Here is a 14,296-nt window from a genome sequence, read left to right as displayed (position 1 = left end):
TCATTTTCTTTCAATTTTTTAGTTTTATTAAAAGCTTTTTTAGAGAAATTTCGTTATACTTAATGAATGAAAAAGGAGTTGAACTTATGAATTTAACCAGAGATCTAGCTTTTATGGCTCTCTATTTTTTAGGCATTGTTGGTATTTATTATTGGCGGAAAAAACAAAAAGATCCTGCACTTTTTTTCTATGGTAGTACATGGTCCTTTGGTGTATTACTGACTTACTTGATTGTATTAGAAATTTCCTATCACTCACTCTTTTTTATGATTCCCTTATTCTTTTTTAGTGTCTTTGCCTTTTTTTATTTTACGGAGAAAAGGCGACTACTGAATGGGTGGTTGTTTAATTTATTTCTGATCAGCTTCGGTATTTACTTAGTCATGCTTTTGTTTGAAACAGAGAATGTTTTCATTGGTGGATTGCTTGCACTGATTGCTATTCCCCTTCTTTTAATCCTGTTGTTTGGATTATATATATTGATTGTCGTTTTATTTTGGAATGGCATCGTGGTATTAAAAAAAGAATCACATTCACTAGCGAATTTGTTGACATTATTGCTTGGTGTTTTCTTAACCATCTTTTTGTTAACTGAACTTTTCTTACTTCAATATCTGCCACAGTGGGCAAACGTTTTATTCAGTGTTGTACCCATGATTTTATTCTACTTGTTTGTCGTATTTTATAATTTCTTGACGATTTCTGTTCTATATCAATTCAATCGTCCACGGTTCAACCAAGATTTCATCATCGTTTTAGGTGCTGGACTTTTGGGTGGTGAAAAAGTATCACCTTTACTTGGTCAACGAATTGATAAAGCAATTGCCTTTTATCGAGCGCAAGAGCGAGCAACACTTAATCCACCAAAATTATTGATGTCTGGCGGACAAGGAGCTGACGAGAAGTTGCCTGAAGCTGTTGCAATGAAAAATTACGCGTTGAAAAAAGGCATTCCGGAAGAACAGATTATTGTTGAAACAAATTCAACGACTACTTTAGAAAATATGCGTTTTTCTAAGGAAATCATGGATTGTTTAATGAAAGGCCCTTACCAAGCAATCTTCAGTTCAAATAACTATCATATTTTTCGTGCAGGACTTTATGCGCGACAAGCACAACTCAAAGCAAACGGAATTGGTTCAAAGACAGCTTTATATTATCTGCCAAATGCTTTTCTAAGAGAATACATTGCAATCTTGATGCTGAATAAAAAGCGCCATCTCATTATGTGTTCGTTGATTTTCGCTTTTGATTTGTTGCTAGTGTTGGTAACACTGTTTAGTTAGGTTGTGGCGCAAAACGGTTAGCTCCGACTAGATAATGAGCAGACACTCAAAATAGCTTTTCATATTTTGAAGTGGTTGCAAGCTATCTTGAGGAGTTGTTTTGGGAACACCGTGTATAAGGTTGTGGTGCCAAGCGTTCAGCTTCAAGCAATAAGGATATTTTTATGAAAAGAGGACTTATTGCCGAAGAAGTTGCTTGGGGAACACCGTGTATAAGGTTGTGGCGCGAAACGTTCAGCTCCGACTAGATAGTGAGCAGACACTCAAAATAGCTTTGCATATTTTGAAGTATCTGCAAGCTATATGGAGGAGTTGTTTTGGGAACACCGTGAATAAAGGGTTGTAGCTCCAAACCTTAATCACTCAACAAAAAATATCCACAAAACAAAAAGCAAGTCGAAGTCCGAACTGACCTCGACTTGCTTTTTTATTTTCTTTTATTGCGGAATGATTCAAGAACAGGTGTAAAAAAGATTCCCTTTTTTATACTAACCTGTTGTGCAGAATAAATACCATTGTTGCCAGAACACATAAAGCTAACTAGACAAATCAAAAAGAAATACACGGCTGCTTCACTACCAAACAATTCAACTCCCATAATAAAGCAAGCTATTGGTGTATTCGTCGCACCAGAAAACACACCAATGAAACCAAGTCCAGCTAAAAATGGAACAGAGACATGTAAGATTGGTGCCAAACTTGCACCTAATGTTGCACCAATTTCAAACAGGGGTGTAACTTCCCCACCTTGGAATCCAGCGCCCAAAGATAAAATAGTAAAACCCAGTTTTCCTAAAAAATCAAAGGGGTGCGCATTACCATTAAAAGCATCTTGCAGTAAAGGTAAACTTAAGCCAAGATAACGTTGTGTTTGCAAGACAACAGCTACCAAAACAACAATTGCTCCACCTATAAAGTTTCGTAAAACAGGATTCGTAAACCAATTAGCATAGACTTTTTTCAAAAAGACGATTGAACGACTAAATACCCAGCCACAAAGACCAAAGACGATTCCTGCCAACATCAATTTACCAAACAAACTACCACTCCACGCAGGAATTTCTCCCATCGGATAATGGACGTGAACAATTCCAAAACTTTCTGTCATGAGATTTGCAAAAATAGCTGCAAAAAAGCTTGGAAATAAAGCCTCTGTCCGAACTTTACCAATTGCTAAAACCTCTAAGCCAAACAAGGTTCCTGCCAAAGGTGTACCAAAAACAGAACTAAATCCTGCACTGATTCCACTGATAATCAAGATTTCTCGCTCTAACTGATTCAGTTTAAATACACGTGATAAGTTATCTGCTAATGCGCCCCCCATTTGAACAGCCGTTCCTTCACGACCAACTGATCCACCAAATAAGTGAGTCGTGATTGTTCCAAATAAAGTCAATGGAATCAATCGTAGCGGAACTCTTTCTTCCCCACCATTACCTTGATCGATAACTAAATTATTTCCACGACTTGAATTCCCACCATAATTTGTATATAAATAAGCAAAAATAGCACCACTTACGGGTAAAAGAAATAATAGCCACGTATGGGTCAAGCGCAAATTAGTTACAAACGTTAAACTGTTTAAGAAAAATGCTGAAAGGCTTCCCATTACCACTCCTAAAATGGCCGTAATCAGTAGCCACTTCAGCATATAGCCTCCTATTCTTAACACATTTGTTGTTTGTTTTTCCATTAAAACTCCTCCTAAAAAAAGACACCTACTAAAAAAGAGGACACTTATCCCGTTTTTTAGTAGGCGTCATTAGTTTATTGATAAACGTTTAAAGGCGAACACCATCACCTATTCACTTCATTTAAAAATATAGCATGATTTTCTGAAAATTACAATCAACTATCGTTCTTTTTTCACGCGGTGAACAAATTCATAAAATGGCTCAAGTTGTACCAATTGATGATTACACATATCGCTATCATGACAAATATAATTGCCTTTTTTTGTATAGGTACCGTCTGAACCAGACTTTGTCGTTGAAAGAAAGAGTGAAACATTCGATGTTTTCTGACAAATAGCACAAATTCCTTTTGTAATGGTTGGTGATAGACTGCCGTAATCTCCTTGGAGTTTTCCTTCTTCATAGTAAAGCAAATACTTTCTTTGACTTCCCGGATCGTTGAACCCTACATAAGTGTGTTCTCTAAGATCATATGCTGACCAGGTTGGTTGTTTCAGCTTTTTCACTTTCCGAAAAATTTTGTCAACTTGTTGCTTCGAAGGTTGCTCAAAAGGTATGACATAGGATTTCAGTTCTTCCAACGCACGCTCCGCTTTTGCTCGTGTTAGCGTGACATTCATTACGATTGCTAAAAAATCGGTGATCTCAGGTAATTCTTCCTGAATGACAGAATGAATTTTTTCAGTTGCTAATGCTTGAACTGTTTGAACCGTTTTCGGATCGTTCACAGAAGAATAAGCATTAAGTAATTGTTCTACTTCACGTTGAATAAAATAATATTGATATGGTTGGATTGTTTGTTTCATTTTAAGAGTCCTTTCTTCTTTCAAAAGTCATACTTTGAAGAAAAAAGTTGTTTCAACAAAGCATGTCGTTACTTGTTCAAACCCAACTCTTTTAAATAAGATACGTTAATGTGCATCTCATCATCACCCCCTTTAATGGTATTGATCTATGTACTTGCTTAAATGGTCATCTGTAAGTAAACACCAATTTCGCTTTTTCGTCAATCATTGCTTGTGATGTGTTCCTCTTCAAAGAAACATATCCAGATTCCTTCGACAGGTTTCAGACGCTCTCCACATTTTTGAACACATCGACTCTTTTCTCTTCCATACTCAAACTTCAGACAATAAAAAAGATGGACAAAACGTGCTTGCGTTCTGTTCCATCTTTTTGGCTAAAAAACATTTTTCGATGTTTGGCTACTGATCAATAGCTAAAAGTCTTTTTTGGTAACAATACTTGTACGAGTATTAGTTGTTTTGACTATTCTTATATTTTTCCTCTTGGATTTTCAACAAAATCTTGGTAAGATTCCCCCAATCGACGGGGCGAGGTGGATTTAACCAGACGACAACTTGTGGAGAACTTTCCCCATACAAATTATTCATGTTGGTAATAACTACATCTGTATAAGCTGATTGTTCATCATCAACGACCTCTACATTTAGATTGATATATAAACCTAAGTTTTTCTTGATGAATTGGTTATAAGCAGATCCATAAGAAAAATCGATACCGACTTTGACTGAGTCAGAAATCAACTGAACGGGTACATGATTGATGATTAACATCAAGTAATTAAAAAACAGAAATACTTTATCTCGAGATAGTTCTTTGTATTCTGCTGTCATTAAGTTAATGTAGTCCAACAAATAGAAATAAAATTCTGGATAATTTTGCCTAAAAAAATAAATGTTTATCGTAAATTCAGCAAATTTATTGATTGGATAACACAGCACATTAAAATGAATCTTACTTAATTCTCTGCGGATTGCTACGACTATTTCTTCAGTTAATGGTTTAAACCGTTTCTCAAAATTCTGAATAAAGTGATCATTTAATTTCTTAATCATTTCATCTTCATTCTTTTTAACATACTTCTGAATTAATTTATCATTAAGATACAACCAAATCAAAACCACGTAAACAAAATTTTTTGAGGCTGGTTCTAAAAGCTGTTCCATTTTTTCAACTTCAGCAGTTGAAAAGAAAGACAGGATATTCTGATTAATTTCTAGTGATTTTGATTTTTCCGCCAACAAATGAACAGAGAAATAATGAAATAGTTTTTTCTTTTCATAAACGGATAAAGAAAACTCCTGACTTAATAAACAAACAAATTCGCTAACCGTTTCAATCGTCGCATCCGGATATACTTTTTGATAAGGAATATCAGCAATCAAAAACAATTGATAATAGAAAATCGTAATATTTATTTTATTGCCATATAATCTTTTTTTGTCAAAAAAGATCTGATGTTTTTTCAACACTTTTTTGAGTTCTTGCAAGATTGTATAAGCTGAAGAATAGCTGATATGATGCTCATCTGCAAAAACTTCAAGGGTAGTGTAATCTTCTCGAAAAAATTCAATCAATAAATCCAAGTAGATTGACCGTTTGATGTAATTTGATAATAGGCAACCACTAGAATATTTTCCGTCAATTTCTAATGAAACTTCTGTCCCTGTTGTCTGGATTTTTAAATGCTGATTAAGCCCTAATGTCTCAATATCATAATTCAAGTTTTCAATCGTCTTTTTCAAAAGAAATGTCGACAAAGATAATTCTTCTTGAATTTTTAAGATTGGTTCTGACAAATTTGAGCTTTCTTCCAAATACTTAAGTAGGGAATAGCTTCGATGGTCCTCTTTGCTCAAAAAAAACTCATAATTCATTAGTAATCAGCTCTTTCTTCCATATATTGCTGTTCCCACTAATTCACCAATCAATTGGAAATAAAATAAATTTTCTGCTTCTGGGCCATCGTCTCCTGAACCACCGTTTTGTACTACATCTCTATTCAAATTGAATAGCTCTTTAGTTAAATAAATCTTTTCTTCTTTTTTCTTTTTGATTTTCTTTTGGGGTTTCTTTATCGGTGGTGAACTTGTTGTCGTGGAAGACTCGTGTGTTTCCTTTGGTTCTTCACTGCTTTCTTGTATTTCAGATGCGGGTTCAGAGCTGTTTTCAATCGAAACGATTGCTTCGTTTTCGTGTGTATTTTCTAGTGGCTGAACCTGTTGCGTTGGATTCGTTGGATCATAAATGGGTGACTGATTTTCATCTCCATACACGACATTTGTTGCTTTAAAAAGTGAGAGGATAATCGAGCTCCATAATAAAATGTTTTTATACTGATTCATCTTCATATATATCTCCAAATCACATAGCTCATTATAACTAAGATAAAAATCATTATTAAAATAGGTATTAAGCTATATTTTACAATACTTCTTTGTACTATTCGTTTATCTTGCGTTATGTGGTTCTTCACTTCTTGTATTGCTCCCGCTTTTTCCTGGCAAACGAACTCTGCTGTAACCACGATTCGCTTATCTGTTCTTTGCGGCTTATCACAAGTAATCAGTGTTAATCGCGGTGTTTGCGTATTTTGTAAAACACTGAGATCTGTTTCAGCTATTATTTTCGTTTCGATTACTCGGTACTGGAGACTTTCCGTCAAATAGCTCACGAAAATCGGGTCATCTACTTGCATATCCTTGATATTCCCCAATAATAGATCTGTCATGCTTAAATGATGTCCTAAAAGTACCATATTTTCATTTAATACGTCACGTTCGGGGTACATCGCCCCTACACCAAATAACATTTGCTGATTATTCAAACCAGCAAAAATAGGAATGTCTATTTTCTGACTAGGAATCATTAATTCACCAATACCTGAGCCAACCGTTTTGGAAGAAGCTGTTAAATAACTTTCGATTGTCGGTAATTCGATTCGCTCATTTTCTTTTGGTTCAGGTAAATCAGCTGTAATCGACACTACTGTTTTCTGAATTTTTACTAGCGTAACCGTATTTTTGATTAAAGGAAAACAAATCAAGCACAGCCCGATGATAAAAAGAAAATTGATAATAATTTTAAGCTTGTTCTTCCTCATTTTTTTTCTTTCTCCAAATCAACCAAAGTATTAGTAATAACACTAAGACCAATAAAAGGAGTCCAATCAAGATGTAAAGTAAGGTATTATCTTTTTTGATTGTGACATCCTTCGCATTTAATTGCTTAGCGACATCCCCAGCAATTGTAAAATCTTTTTCAAATTCCCAATGGTTGGTGTAGTTAACAGTCGTGTTCTCTTTTTCTCTAGTAAACTTTCCTGACTCATTTTCATTTCCAAATACAGTCATTTTTAGATGATACTCACCTGGTTCCAAGGCAGCACCACCTAGAGAAGTAGGAAAAGAAAAGTTGCTGTTTGGTGCAATCTGTAAATCTTCTTTATCTTCACGGTATAAAATTTCTGAGCGACCTTTTTTTGTAATTTCGGTTTGAATACTCACTTGGTTGATATACGTTTTTTGATCATTTTGGATATTCGCTAAAATGACATTTCTAGCATTGATTTGCCCAGGCTCAACCTCATGAAGAATTAAATTAGGTGCCACTTCATTTAAGTTTTGGCGCATCAGTAAAGCTACAACATAAGAATACTCATTTTTAATTGATAATCCTTGTTCATCTTTTTCCTTTTGTTTCTCTTCATCTTGAACTTCTTTAAATGTAATCCCACTAGCCAGTACGCCATCAAATGTTTCATTTGGCATCTTAACTTGGAAGGTAACGGTTTGATTACTATGAGGTTTCAAAGTAACTGTTTCTGGATAGTACACATAATCTTCCAGATTAAATGTTAGGCTACTATCTTTTTTTATCTCATTTTTTCCATATTCAACTACTACATTTGAATTAGTCGTAGCGCTATTTAGTGAAACATCAATTTTAACGTCTTTATCCGTATCATTTCGCAAATCAACGTTTAACTCTTCTTGTTGATTTGGCTCAAGCTGGATATCAAAATAAGTTTTTTCCTTATCAATTTGATTTTCAGGTGTTATCGGCGTAACCGCGAAATTGAATTCGCTGGCAGCTACCATCGTACTGATTGAAAAAATACTTAGAATAACTAGTACAATCGTGAACATTATTTGTTTTCGTTTCAATCAAACCACTCCTTTAACAATAGATAAGAGACGAGAGATAGCTCTCGCCTCTAAGTTGTATTAGTTTCCTGGTACGTCTGTTAATGTCCAAGTTAACTTAGTTGAATATTTTTCAGCATATTTTGTCGTTGAACCAGGAACACTCAACTCAATACTTTCGCCAGCTGTTGCAGCGGTTCCCCAAGTGTAAAGGTATGTTCCAGCACCATTCCCTACGCTAGCTGCCATAACATCAGATTGTGAACCATCTGCATTTAAAACGATTGTTTCTGGTCCAACTGGTTTGCCTGAATCAGAAGCTGTCACAACACTACCTTTTTTGAAGCTGATTGTTGCACCCGTTAATTCTTTTCCTGAAGTAGACATAAATTGACCTTCTTGGTTCACTTTTAATGACCAACCTGCTTCTGTTCCGCGATTATCAGTTACCTGTACATAGTTTGGTCCTTCTTTGACTTCTGTACTTGGGTTGCCCTCTTCATCAAATGCTCTATACTTTTGTGACGCAGCAAAGTATATTTGATCCTTAGAAGTAATTTTTTGTACTCCAAAGTCTAAGCTTGAAGCATAGTCAATTGACAATGGTCCGTTTGTTCCTGGATTTGGACCTTCTGGATCTGTTGGATCGATTGGATCGATTGGGTCTGTTGGATCTGTTGGATCTACTGGATCTGTTGGATCTGTATCAGGAACAAATTCTACGATTCCATTTGAAGTATAAACACCACCATCTTCTGCGGCAAATGTAGTTACTGGTACAGTTAATGCTCCTAAAATGATTGTTGACATAAATAATTTCGATAATTTTTTCATTTTTATTTCCCCATTCTTTTTCATTTTTATTTTTATTTTTTATTATGGTACATCAACAAGGGTCCATTGTAAGGTTCCCTCAAACGTTCCAATTCTTTGGTCTTCGACAGGAATACTTGCTTTGATTCCTTTTTGATTTTGGCTATCCAATAGTCCAGATAAATCACTTTCACCTTTTTGATTACTTTCAAAAACGGTGATTGCATCAGCACCGATTGCCATTGTATTTTCAGCAGTAACAAACGACAACACACCTGATAACTCATAACCATTGTTCATTAATGGCTGTGTTTGTTTTAATTGAACTTTCCAACTTCCTGCAGCTCGTTCATCCGTAACTTTCAAGTTGCCTACAGGTTGTCCAAAAGTATTTAACGTCATGCTTGAAATTTTGTGCATACCAAAATCAATCGTTGTCGGTGCTTCGTTAAAGAACAACTGTCCCTCTTTTTCATTCAGTGGTTGACTGATTGTTCCAGAAAAAGTTCCTGGTAAATTAGCTGATGTTCTCCAAGTATAAGTCGCAAGGGTTGTCCCTGAAGGTAGATTCCATTTGATTTTACCATCTTGATATGTTCCTGAATGACTGATGTCAAGAGGAGTAACTAGGTCATTCATTCGTCCTCTAACGACATTCTCAATCGTGAAATCTTTTAGTGGATAATAATCAACACTATCAAGTAATATCGTTTGATTTGTTGCCGAAAAAGTTGTTAATGTCGTAATCCCTCTCAACGGGCTAATATCTCGAACCTGATTATTTTCCATAAATAGTAAGGTCAGCTTTGTTAAACTTGCCAATGACTCGATCGTAGTAATTTTATTTGTTCGGATATACAGATTTCTCAAATTCGTGGCTGTCGAAATATCTGAGATATCGGAAACACTTTGATACATGACACTTAAATCCGTTAGATTCGGTTTATTTCTTAACCCTTTTAAATTTGTCAATTTATTACTTTCAACAAACACTTGCTCTAAAGTAGTTAAATTAAGCAAATTTTCCAACGTTGTAAGTTGATTTCCCTTACCATAAATGATTTTTAATTTATGAAGTGACTCCACTCCCTCTAAAGAAGCAATCTGGTTTTTTTGTGGTAACCCATCTTCATTTTGAAAACTTAATGTTGTTAGATTTGTTAATGTACTAATTGGTTTCAAGGAAGTAATTTTGTTGTTCTCAAAATATAGTCGTTCTAATGAAGTTATATGGCTTAGTGGCGTTAAATCAGTGATTTGATTATTTTTCAAAAAAATCACTTTTAATTTCGACATGCTACCATTTTGTAGTGGTGCTAAGCTCGTTACATTCATTGAATTTATCAATGAGAATTCTGCTAAGTTGTTTAAATGCTGGACACCTTCAATCGTACCGATTACTTTATTTTCTAAAATTATCGTATTGATTGTATTGAGCTCGGCTTGAGTAACTGTTGAAGAAACAGTTCTATTAAAAATACGTGCAATTTCGGCTGCGAAATTAGGATCAGGAAAAACAACACTAATTCGTTGACTTCCCACTATATTTTTCGTTTGAGGTTTTGATTCTTGCTCAACAGTAGAAGAAGTTTCTTCTGTTAACGTTTCTGTTGTTTGCTCAGTTGTTTGTTCAGTTTCTTGTTCGACAGTAGAAGAAGTTGTCTCTTCTATTGATGAGTCACTTGTTTTATCTACGCTTGTCTCAATCTGATTACTGGAAGAATCAGGAGCCAGCGACTCCGATACATTCGTATCTTCACTAAATGAGCTTTTCGTTCGTTCAGAGTTATCTGTATAAGATACTGAAGTAAATGTATTGGCAATAGGAGAGATATTGGTCGCTAATATGCCGCTTAACATAAGCGTTACTATTTTCCCTTTTAACATATCTCTTTCCTCCTAATCCTTAAATTCCCGGAACATCCGTTAACGTCCAAACTAATTTTGTTTGGTATTTAACTGCATCTTTAGGTGTTGCACCAGGTACAGCTAATTGGATAGCTTTTGTAATATTTACCTTTTGTGCATCACCATTCTCATCAACTTCGTTTACTTCTTCTACAGCGCCCCAATAAGTTGCCCAAGTTCCAGCGCCAGCGCCTGCTTTGGCCGTTGTTACAACAGATTCTTGCCCAGGTACTAAAGCAATGTTATCTTTTGCATCAGGAGCTACTACGTTTTGTGCATTACTGTTCACTGTTGGATCAGCTAAAGTAATTTGTGCACCCGTTAAAACATTATTCAATGTTTGCGTTGTCGAAGTTAATTGGGCGTCTTGTTTGACTGTCAACGTCCAACCACCATTTGTTCCACGATTGTCCGAAATCTGAACAAAGTTAGGTGTATCTTTTTGATTGCCTTGATAAGCTTGTGCTCTGGCAAAGTAAACTTGATCTTTATTAGAAATACGATTTTTACCGAAATCTAAACTAGAAGCATAGTCAATTGACAATGGTCCATTTGTTCCTGGATTTGGTCCATCTGGATCTGTTGGATCGATTGGATTTACTGGTTTTTCTGGATCTGGATTTTCTGGATCAAGTGGATCTGTTGGATCTAAATTAGGAATAAACTCTACGATTCCATTTGATTCATACTGTTTGTTTTCTGCTGCATATCCTTCGATAGATAGCGCCAAAAGACCAACAGTACTTAATGTTAACAAACCTGCTATTTGCTTTTTCATTCATACTCTCCTATTCAAAATTAGTTATTTGGCGTATTTTCCAAAGTCCAAACTAGTTTGGTTGAATACTGTTGCGCTAATTTAACAGACTTCCCTGGTACTGAAAGTTGTACAGCATCTTTATTTTCTTCTTCATTGGCACCGAAACGGTAAACCCATGTTCCAACACCAGTACCTTCTTTCGCGTTGATTGCAAGTGTGTTACTTGCTCCTGGTGTCAATGTTAATTCAGTGTTCACAGTTGTTGGTGTATATTTTTCATCCACTAAAGAAGCAGCTTGTCCCTTTGTAAATGCTAATTGTGCGCCAACTAACTCTTCACCTGATGCTGTTTTGAATTGTTCTGGTTGAGAAAGGCTTAGCTTCCATCCTGCCAATGTCCCTCTTTTATCGGTAACTTGGACATACGTTGGCTTTTTAGAGCCATCAGTCATTTCATCTGGTGCTGCGTAGTAAACTTTATCTGCTGTAGAAATTTTTTGTACACCAAATTTAAATTTTGAACCGTAATCAATGGATAATGAACCACCTGTCCCTGGTCCTGGAGGATCCACTGGATCTACAGGATCTGTTGGATCTGGATCTTCCGGATCGACTGGAGGTGTTACCTCTTCATCTCCTGCTTCAAAAGTGATGATTCCTTCCGTGTTATATTCTTTTGGAAATGTTTCCGCTGCAGATACTTGGATTGTATTTACCATAAATCCTAACAACACAGCTGTTGACATCAACGCGACTGCCTTTTTCATGATTGATTTTCCCCTTTTCTTTTTTCAATAAAAACAAAAACACTTATTCCGATTAACAGAATAACCCCCACTTGTGCAAAAACTGGATAAGTATAGTCCCCTGTACTTGGTAATACGACTTGGCCAGTTGATAAATAATTATTTGATCCACGTAAATAATTATTCGATCCGTCTAGCCAATTGGCTCCAGAATCATTCGAATCATTTTCGTACTCATACTTACCATAAAAACTAGTTTGTCCATTTGACTCATAATTTCGTTCTACTGCATTCGTTTTATTTGTGATCCCTACTGCACAAAAAACTAGAAGTAAAACAATTATAGTTTTTAAAATATTTTTCATACGCTACTCCTTTCTTCTAATCGTGATTCGGCTGAACTGGCCTTCAACCAACCTTAGTATAAAAAAATAAAAAAATTGTTTCATTCAAACTTTTTACTTAATCACCCAAAAAAAATATATAAACCGTTATGTAGCAATAGCTTTTAACGCTTACACACTTGAATTATTGTTATGTTTTTTATTTCGGGTTACCGTTAACAGTTATTATTTTGATTTGCCTTAACCAGTATTCAAGGGCAAAACTATTTTTTAACAGTTAACAAAAAAAAGTAAAACAAAACAGAACTCTGTTTCGTTTTACTTTCTCGTATACCTACTCCTATCGCCAAAAAAATAGGGCAACGATCAATTACGATCGCTGCCCTATGCTTTTTGTCTTAAATAGATTGTTCTTTTCCAAAATAATGTTGCCATTTTTGACGCATGCTACTAGTCATTGGTTGGGCAGCTTCTTTCACTGCACAATACTTATCAACAAATGTCACAATGTAGCTTTCTTTATATTTGGGTGGTGCAATGGTTGCTCCCCACATATGTTTCAAGATAATATCACGTTCTAAATCAGATAGTTCCGTGATTTTTTCTGCATTTTTCACAGCAATTCTTGGGTGTACATACGCATGTGAACCTTCATCAAATTTAGTCGTTCGCCAGTCGTAATAAAACAGATCATGTAAAAGCCCAGCTCTTGCTGTTGCCTTAGCATCCCCGCCCCATTTTTTCGCTAATAAATAACTATAGTAAGAAACACTAATGGAATGTTCCAATCGTGTTGAGTGGACATGTTGCGTGTAGTCGGCTAATTTTTTCACTGCATCTGTTTCCAAAAGATCTGCTACATAAGACATGTATTCTTCGTCTTCACGCCATTTTTCTGTCATATTTTCAATCTGCCACCTTTTGATTTTCGTTATTTCTGAAATTGACCATAGTATATCACCTGAAACGATAAGATTCTAGCTACTGAGCAGTAAAATAAGAAAGCTTAATAGTTCCTTAACTAAACTGCAAAGTGGTACAACAAGATACCTGTCGCCACACCTACGTTCAATGATTCAGCATTTCCACTCATTGGTATATAGATATTTTTATCTGTGAAGTTCAATAATTCTTGGCTAACTCCCTGTCCTTCATTTCCCATAATAATGGCAAAATTAGCCGGTTTTTCTACTTCATTCAACGCAGTTGCTGCTTCATTCAACTCTGTTCCATAAATCATAATCCCCTGCTCTTTTAGTTGCTGAACAGCAAGTGATAAGTCCATCTGGATAACAGGCAAATGATAATTACTGCCTTGCATACTTCTTAACACTTTCGTACTGTATAAATCAGCTGTTCCCTGGCCAAGCAACACGCCTGCTAAGCCAAAAGCGTCAGCTGTTCGAATCATCGTCCCCACATTTCCGGGATCTTGGACATTATCTAGCAACAACCAGCCACCCGAAAAAACTGGTGGTTCCATTGCTTCACGTGCTACAACAGCAAGGATTCCCTGTGGTGTTGGTAAATCAGATAAGGCTTGCATGACTTCATCTGTTACGAAAAATAATTCAATCTCAGCTAGTTTCTCTAGCCAAGTTTGCCATTCTCTTTGACCTTTTTGGGTAACATAAATTTCTTTGATGACAGCATTTGCAGCCACTGCCTCTTCAATCAAGTGAAAACCTTCTAAAAGATAAGCGCGATTTTCTTCGCGATATTTTTTCTTATGCAATTTTTTCAATTCTTTGATTCGTGGATTTTTTGCGGATTGAATTTCTTTCACCTTTTTCACC

General features: G+C 35.7%; 14 protein-coding genes and 1 riboswitch. Of the genes, 1 reads left to right on the top strand and 13 read right to left on the bottom strand.

The window, feature by feature from the left end:
• Positions 1-86 precede the first annotated feature (86 nt).
• Positions 87-1,286, top strand: a complete 1,200-nt coding sequence (locus IGJ66_RS03505; protein ID WP_430616823.1) for a YdcF family protein — start codon at positions 87-89, stop codon at positions 1,284-1,286.
• A 427-nt stretch (positions 1,287-1,713) separates the two neighbouring features.
• Here IGJ66_RS03505 and IGJ66_RS03500 read toward each other — a convergent pair whose 3' ends face one another.
• From IGJ66_RS03500 to IGJ66_RS03440, 13 genes are all read right to left on the bottom strand, one after another.
• The gene (locus tag IGJ66_RS03500; RefSeq protein ID WP_430616822.1) at positions 1,714-2,979 is read right to left on the bottom strand and encodes a voltage-gated chloride channel family protein; all 1,266 of its coding nucleotides are present in this window, start codon (positions 2,977-2,979) and stop codon (positions 1,714-1,716) included.
• Positions 2,980-3,032: 53 nt separating this feature from the next.
• Positions 3,033-3,097, bottom strand: a riboswitch (Fluoride riboswitch).
• A gap of 41 nt (positions 3,098-3,138) precedes the next feature.
• The gene (locus IGJ66_RS03495; RefSeq protein WP_067483924.1) at positions 3,139-3,786 is read right to left on the bottom strand and encodes a FusB/FusC family EF-G-binding protein; all 648 of its coding nucleotides are present in this window, start codon (positions 3,784-3,786) and stop codon (positions 3,139-3,141) included.
• Between the two features lie 450 nt (positions 3,787-4,236).
• A complete protein-coding gene (locus IGJ66_RS03490; protein WP_430616821.1) occupies positions 4,237-5,661 on the bottom strand; it encodes a helix-turn-helix domain-containing protein in 1,425 nt (474 codons plus the stop codon).
• A gap of 6 nt (positions 5,662-5,667) precedes the next feature.
• Positions 5,668-6,129, bottom strand: coding sequence for a hypothetical protein (locus tag IGJ66_RS03485; RefSeq protein ID WP_157495862.1), 462 nt, complete (start codon positions 6,127-6,129; stop codon positions 5,668-5,670).
• A 2-nt stretch (positions 6,130-6,131) separates the two neighbouring features.
• Positions 6,132-6,887: a class A sortase gene (locus tag IGJ66_RS03480; RefSeq protein WP_311817870.1), complete on the bottom strand. Its 756-nt coding sequence runs from the start codon at positions 6,885-6,887 to the stop codon at positions 6,132-6,134.
• Positions 6,868-7,932 carry a DUF916 and DUF3324 domain-containing protein gene (locus tag IGJ66_RS03475; RefSeq protein ID WP_430617015.1) on the bottom strand — a complete coding sequence of 355 codons (1,065 nt, stop codon included), beginning with the start codon at positions 7,930-7,932 and terminating at the stop codon, positions 6,868-6,870. Before IGJ66_RS03475 ends, IGJ66_RS03480 begins: the two co-directional genes overlap by 20 nt.
• 78 nt (positions 7,933-8,010) lie before the next feature.
• Positions 8,011-8,763, bottom strand: a complete 753-nt coding sequence (locus IGJ66_RS03470; RefSeq protein ID WP_067483914.1) for a WxL domain-containing protein — start codon at positions 8,761-8,763, stop codon at positions 8,011-8,013.
• A gap of 42 nt (positions 8,764-8,805) precedes the next feature.
• Positions 8,806-10,629 carry a leucine-rich repeat domain-containing protein gene (locus IGJ66_RS03465; protein WP_430616820.1) on the bottom strand — a complete coding sequence of 608 codons (1,824 nt, stop codon included), beginning with the start codon at positions 10,627-10,629 and terminating at the stop codon, positions 8,806-8,808.
• A gap of 19 nt (positions 10,630-10,648) precedes the next feature.
• A complete protein-coding gene (locus IGJ66_RS03460; protein WP_270607310.1) occupies positions 10,649-11,428 on the bottom strand; it encodes a WxL domain-containing protein in 780 nt (259 codons plus the stop codon).
• Positions 11,429-11,448: 20 nt separating this feature from the next.
• Positions 11,449-12,177 (bottom strand): WxL domain-containing protein, encoded by a 729-nt coding sequence (locus IGJ66_RS03455; RefSeq protein ID WP_311797931.1) that lies wholly within the window; start codon positions 12,175-12,177, stop codon positions 11,449-11,451.
• A complete protein-coding gene (locus tag IGJ66_RS03450) occupies positions 12,174-12,521 on the bottom strand; it encodes an LPXTG cell wall anchor domain-containing protein (protein WP_067483906.1) in 348 nt (115 codons plus the stop codon). The genes IGJ66_RS03455 and IGJ66_RS03450 overlap by 4 nt, the downstream gene beginning before the upstream one ends.
• 377 nt (positions 12,522-12,898) lie before the next feature.
• Positions 12,899-13,402: an HD domain-containing protein gene (locus IGJ66_RS03445; protein WP_067483904.1), complete on the bottom strand. Its 504-nt coding sequence runs from the start codon at positions 13,400-13,402 to the stop codon at positions 12,899-12,901.
• A 119-nt stretch (positions 13,403-13,521) separates the two neighbouring features.
• Positions 13,522-14,286: a TrmH family RNA methyltransferase gene (locus IGJ66_RS03440; RefSeq protein ID WP_071868703.1), complete on the bottom strand. Its 765-nt coding sequence runs from the start codon at positions 14,284-14,286 to the stop codon at positions 13,522-13,524.
• Positions 14,287-14,296: the final 10 nt, after the last annotated feature.

Source organism: Enterococcus sp. DIV0176, assembly GCF_050528535.1.
In the GTDB taxonomy this organism is placed as follows: Bacteria; Bacillota; Bacilli; order Lactobacillales; family Enterococcaceae; genus Enterococcus_B; species Enterococcus_B thailandicus.
This window is presented reverse-complemented; position numbering and strand designations above follow the sequence as displayed.

What these genes read in the sequence shown, in the direction of transcription:
- IGJ66_RS03495 (WP_067483924.1), bottom strand. Translation starts at nt 3,786, where the DNA reads ATGAAACAAACAATCCAACCATATCAATATTATTTTATTCAACGTGAA.
- IGJ66_RS03475 (WP_430617015.1), bottom strand. Translation starts at nt 7,932, where the DNA reads ATGTTCACGATTGTACTAGTTATTCTAAGTATTTTTTCAATCAGTACG.
- IGJ66_RS03505 (WP_430616823.1), top strand. Translation starts at nt 87, where the DNA reads ATGAATTTAACCAGAGATCTAGCTTTTATGGCTCTCTATTTTTTAGGC.
- IGJ66_RS03450 (WP_067483906.1), bottom strand. Translation starts at nt 12,521, where the DNA reads ATGAAAAATATTTTAAAAACTATAATTGTTTTACTTCTAGTTTTTTGT.
- IGJ66_RS03470 (WP_067483914.1), bottom strand. Translation starts at nt 8,763, where the DNA reads ATGAAAAAATTATCGAAATTATTTATGTCAACAATCATTTTAGGAGCA.
- IGJ66_RS03445 (WP_067483904.1), bottom strand. Translation starts at nt 13,402, where the DNA reads ATGACAGAAAAATGGCGTGAAGACGAAGAATACATGTCTTATGTAGCA.
- IGJ66_RS03455 (WP_311797931.1), bottom strand. Translation starts at nt 12,177, where the DNA reads ATGAAAAAGGCAGTCGCGTTGATGTCAACAGCTGTGTTGTTAGGATTT.
- IGJ66_RS03460 (WP_270607310.1), bottom strand. Translation starts at nt 11,428, where the DNA reads ATGAAAAAGCAAATAGCAGGTTTGTTAACATTAAGTACTGTTGGTCTT.
- IGJ66_RS03500 (WP_430616822.1), bottom strand. Translation starts at nt 2,979, where the DNA reads ATGGAAAAACAAACAACAAATGTGTTAAGAATAGGAGGCTATATGCTG.
- IGJ66_RS03490 (WP_430616821.1), bottom strand. Translation starts at nt 5,661, where the DNA reads ATGAATTATGAGTTTTTTTTGAGCAAAGAGGACCATCGAAGCTATTCC.
- IGJ66_RS03480 (WP_311817870.1), bottom strand. Translation starts at nt 6,887, where the DNA reads ATGAGGAAGAACAAGCTTAAAATTATTATCAATTTTCTTTTTATCATC.
- IGJ66_RS03485 (WP_157495862.1), bottom strand. Translation starts at nt 6,129, where the DNA reads ATGAATCAGTATAAAAACATTTTATTATGGAGCTCGATTATCCTCTCA.
- IGJ66_RS03465 (WP_430616820.1), bottom strand. Translation starts at nt 10,629, where the DNA reads ATGTTAAAAGGGAAAATAGTAACGCTTATGTTAAGCGGCATATTAGCG.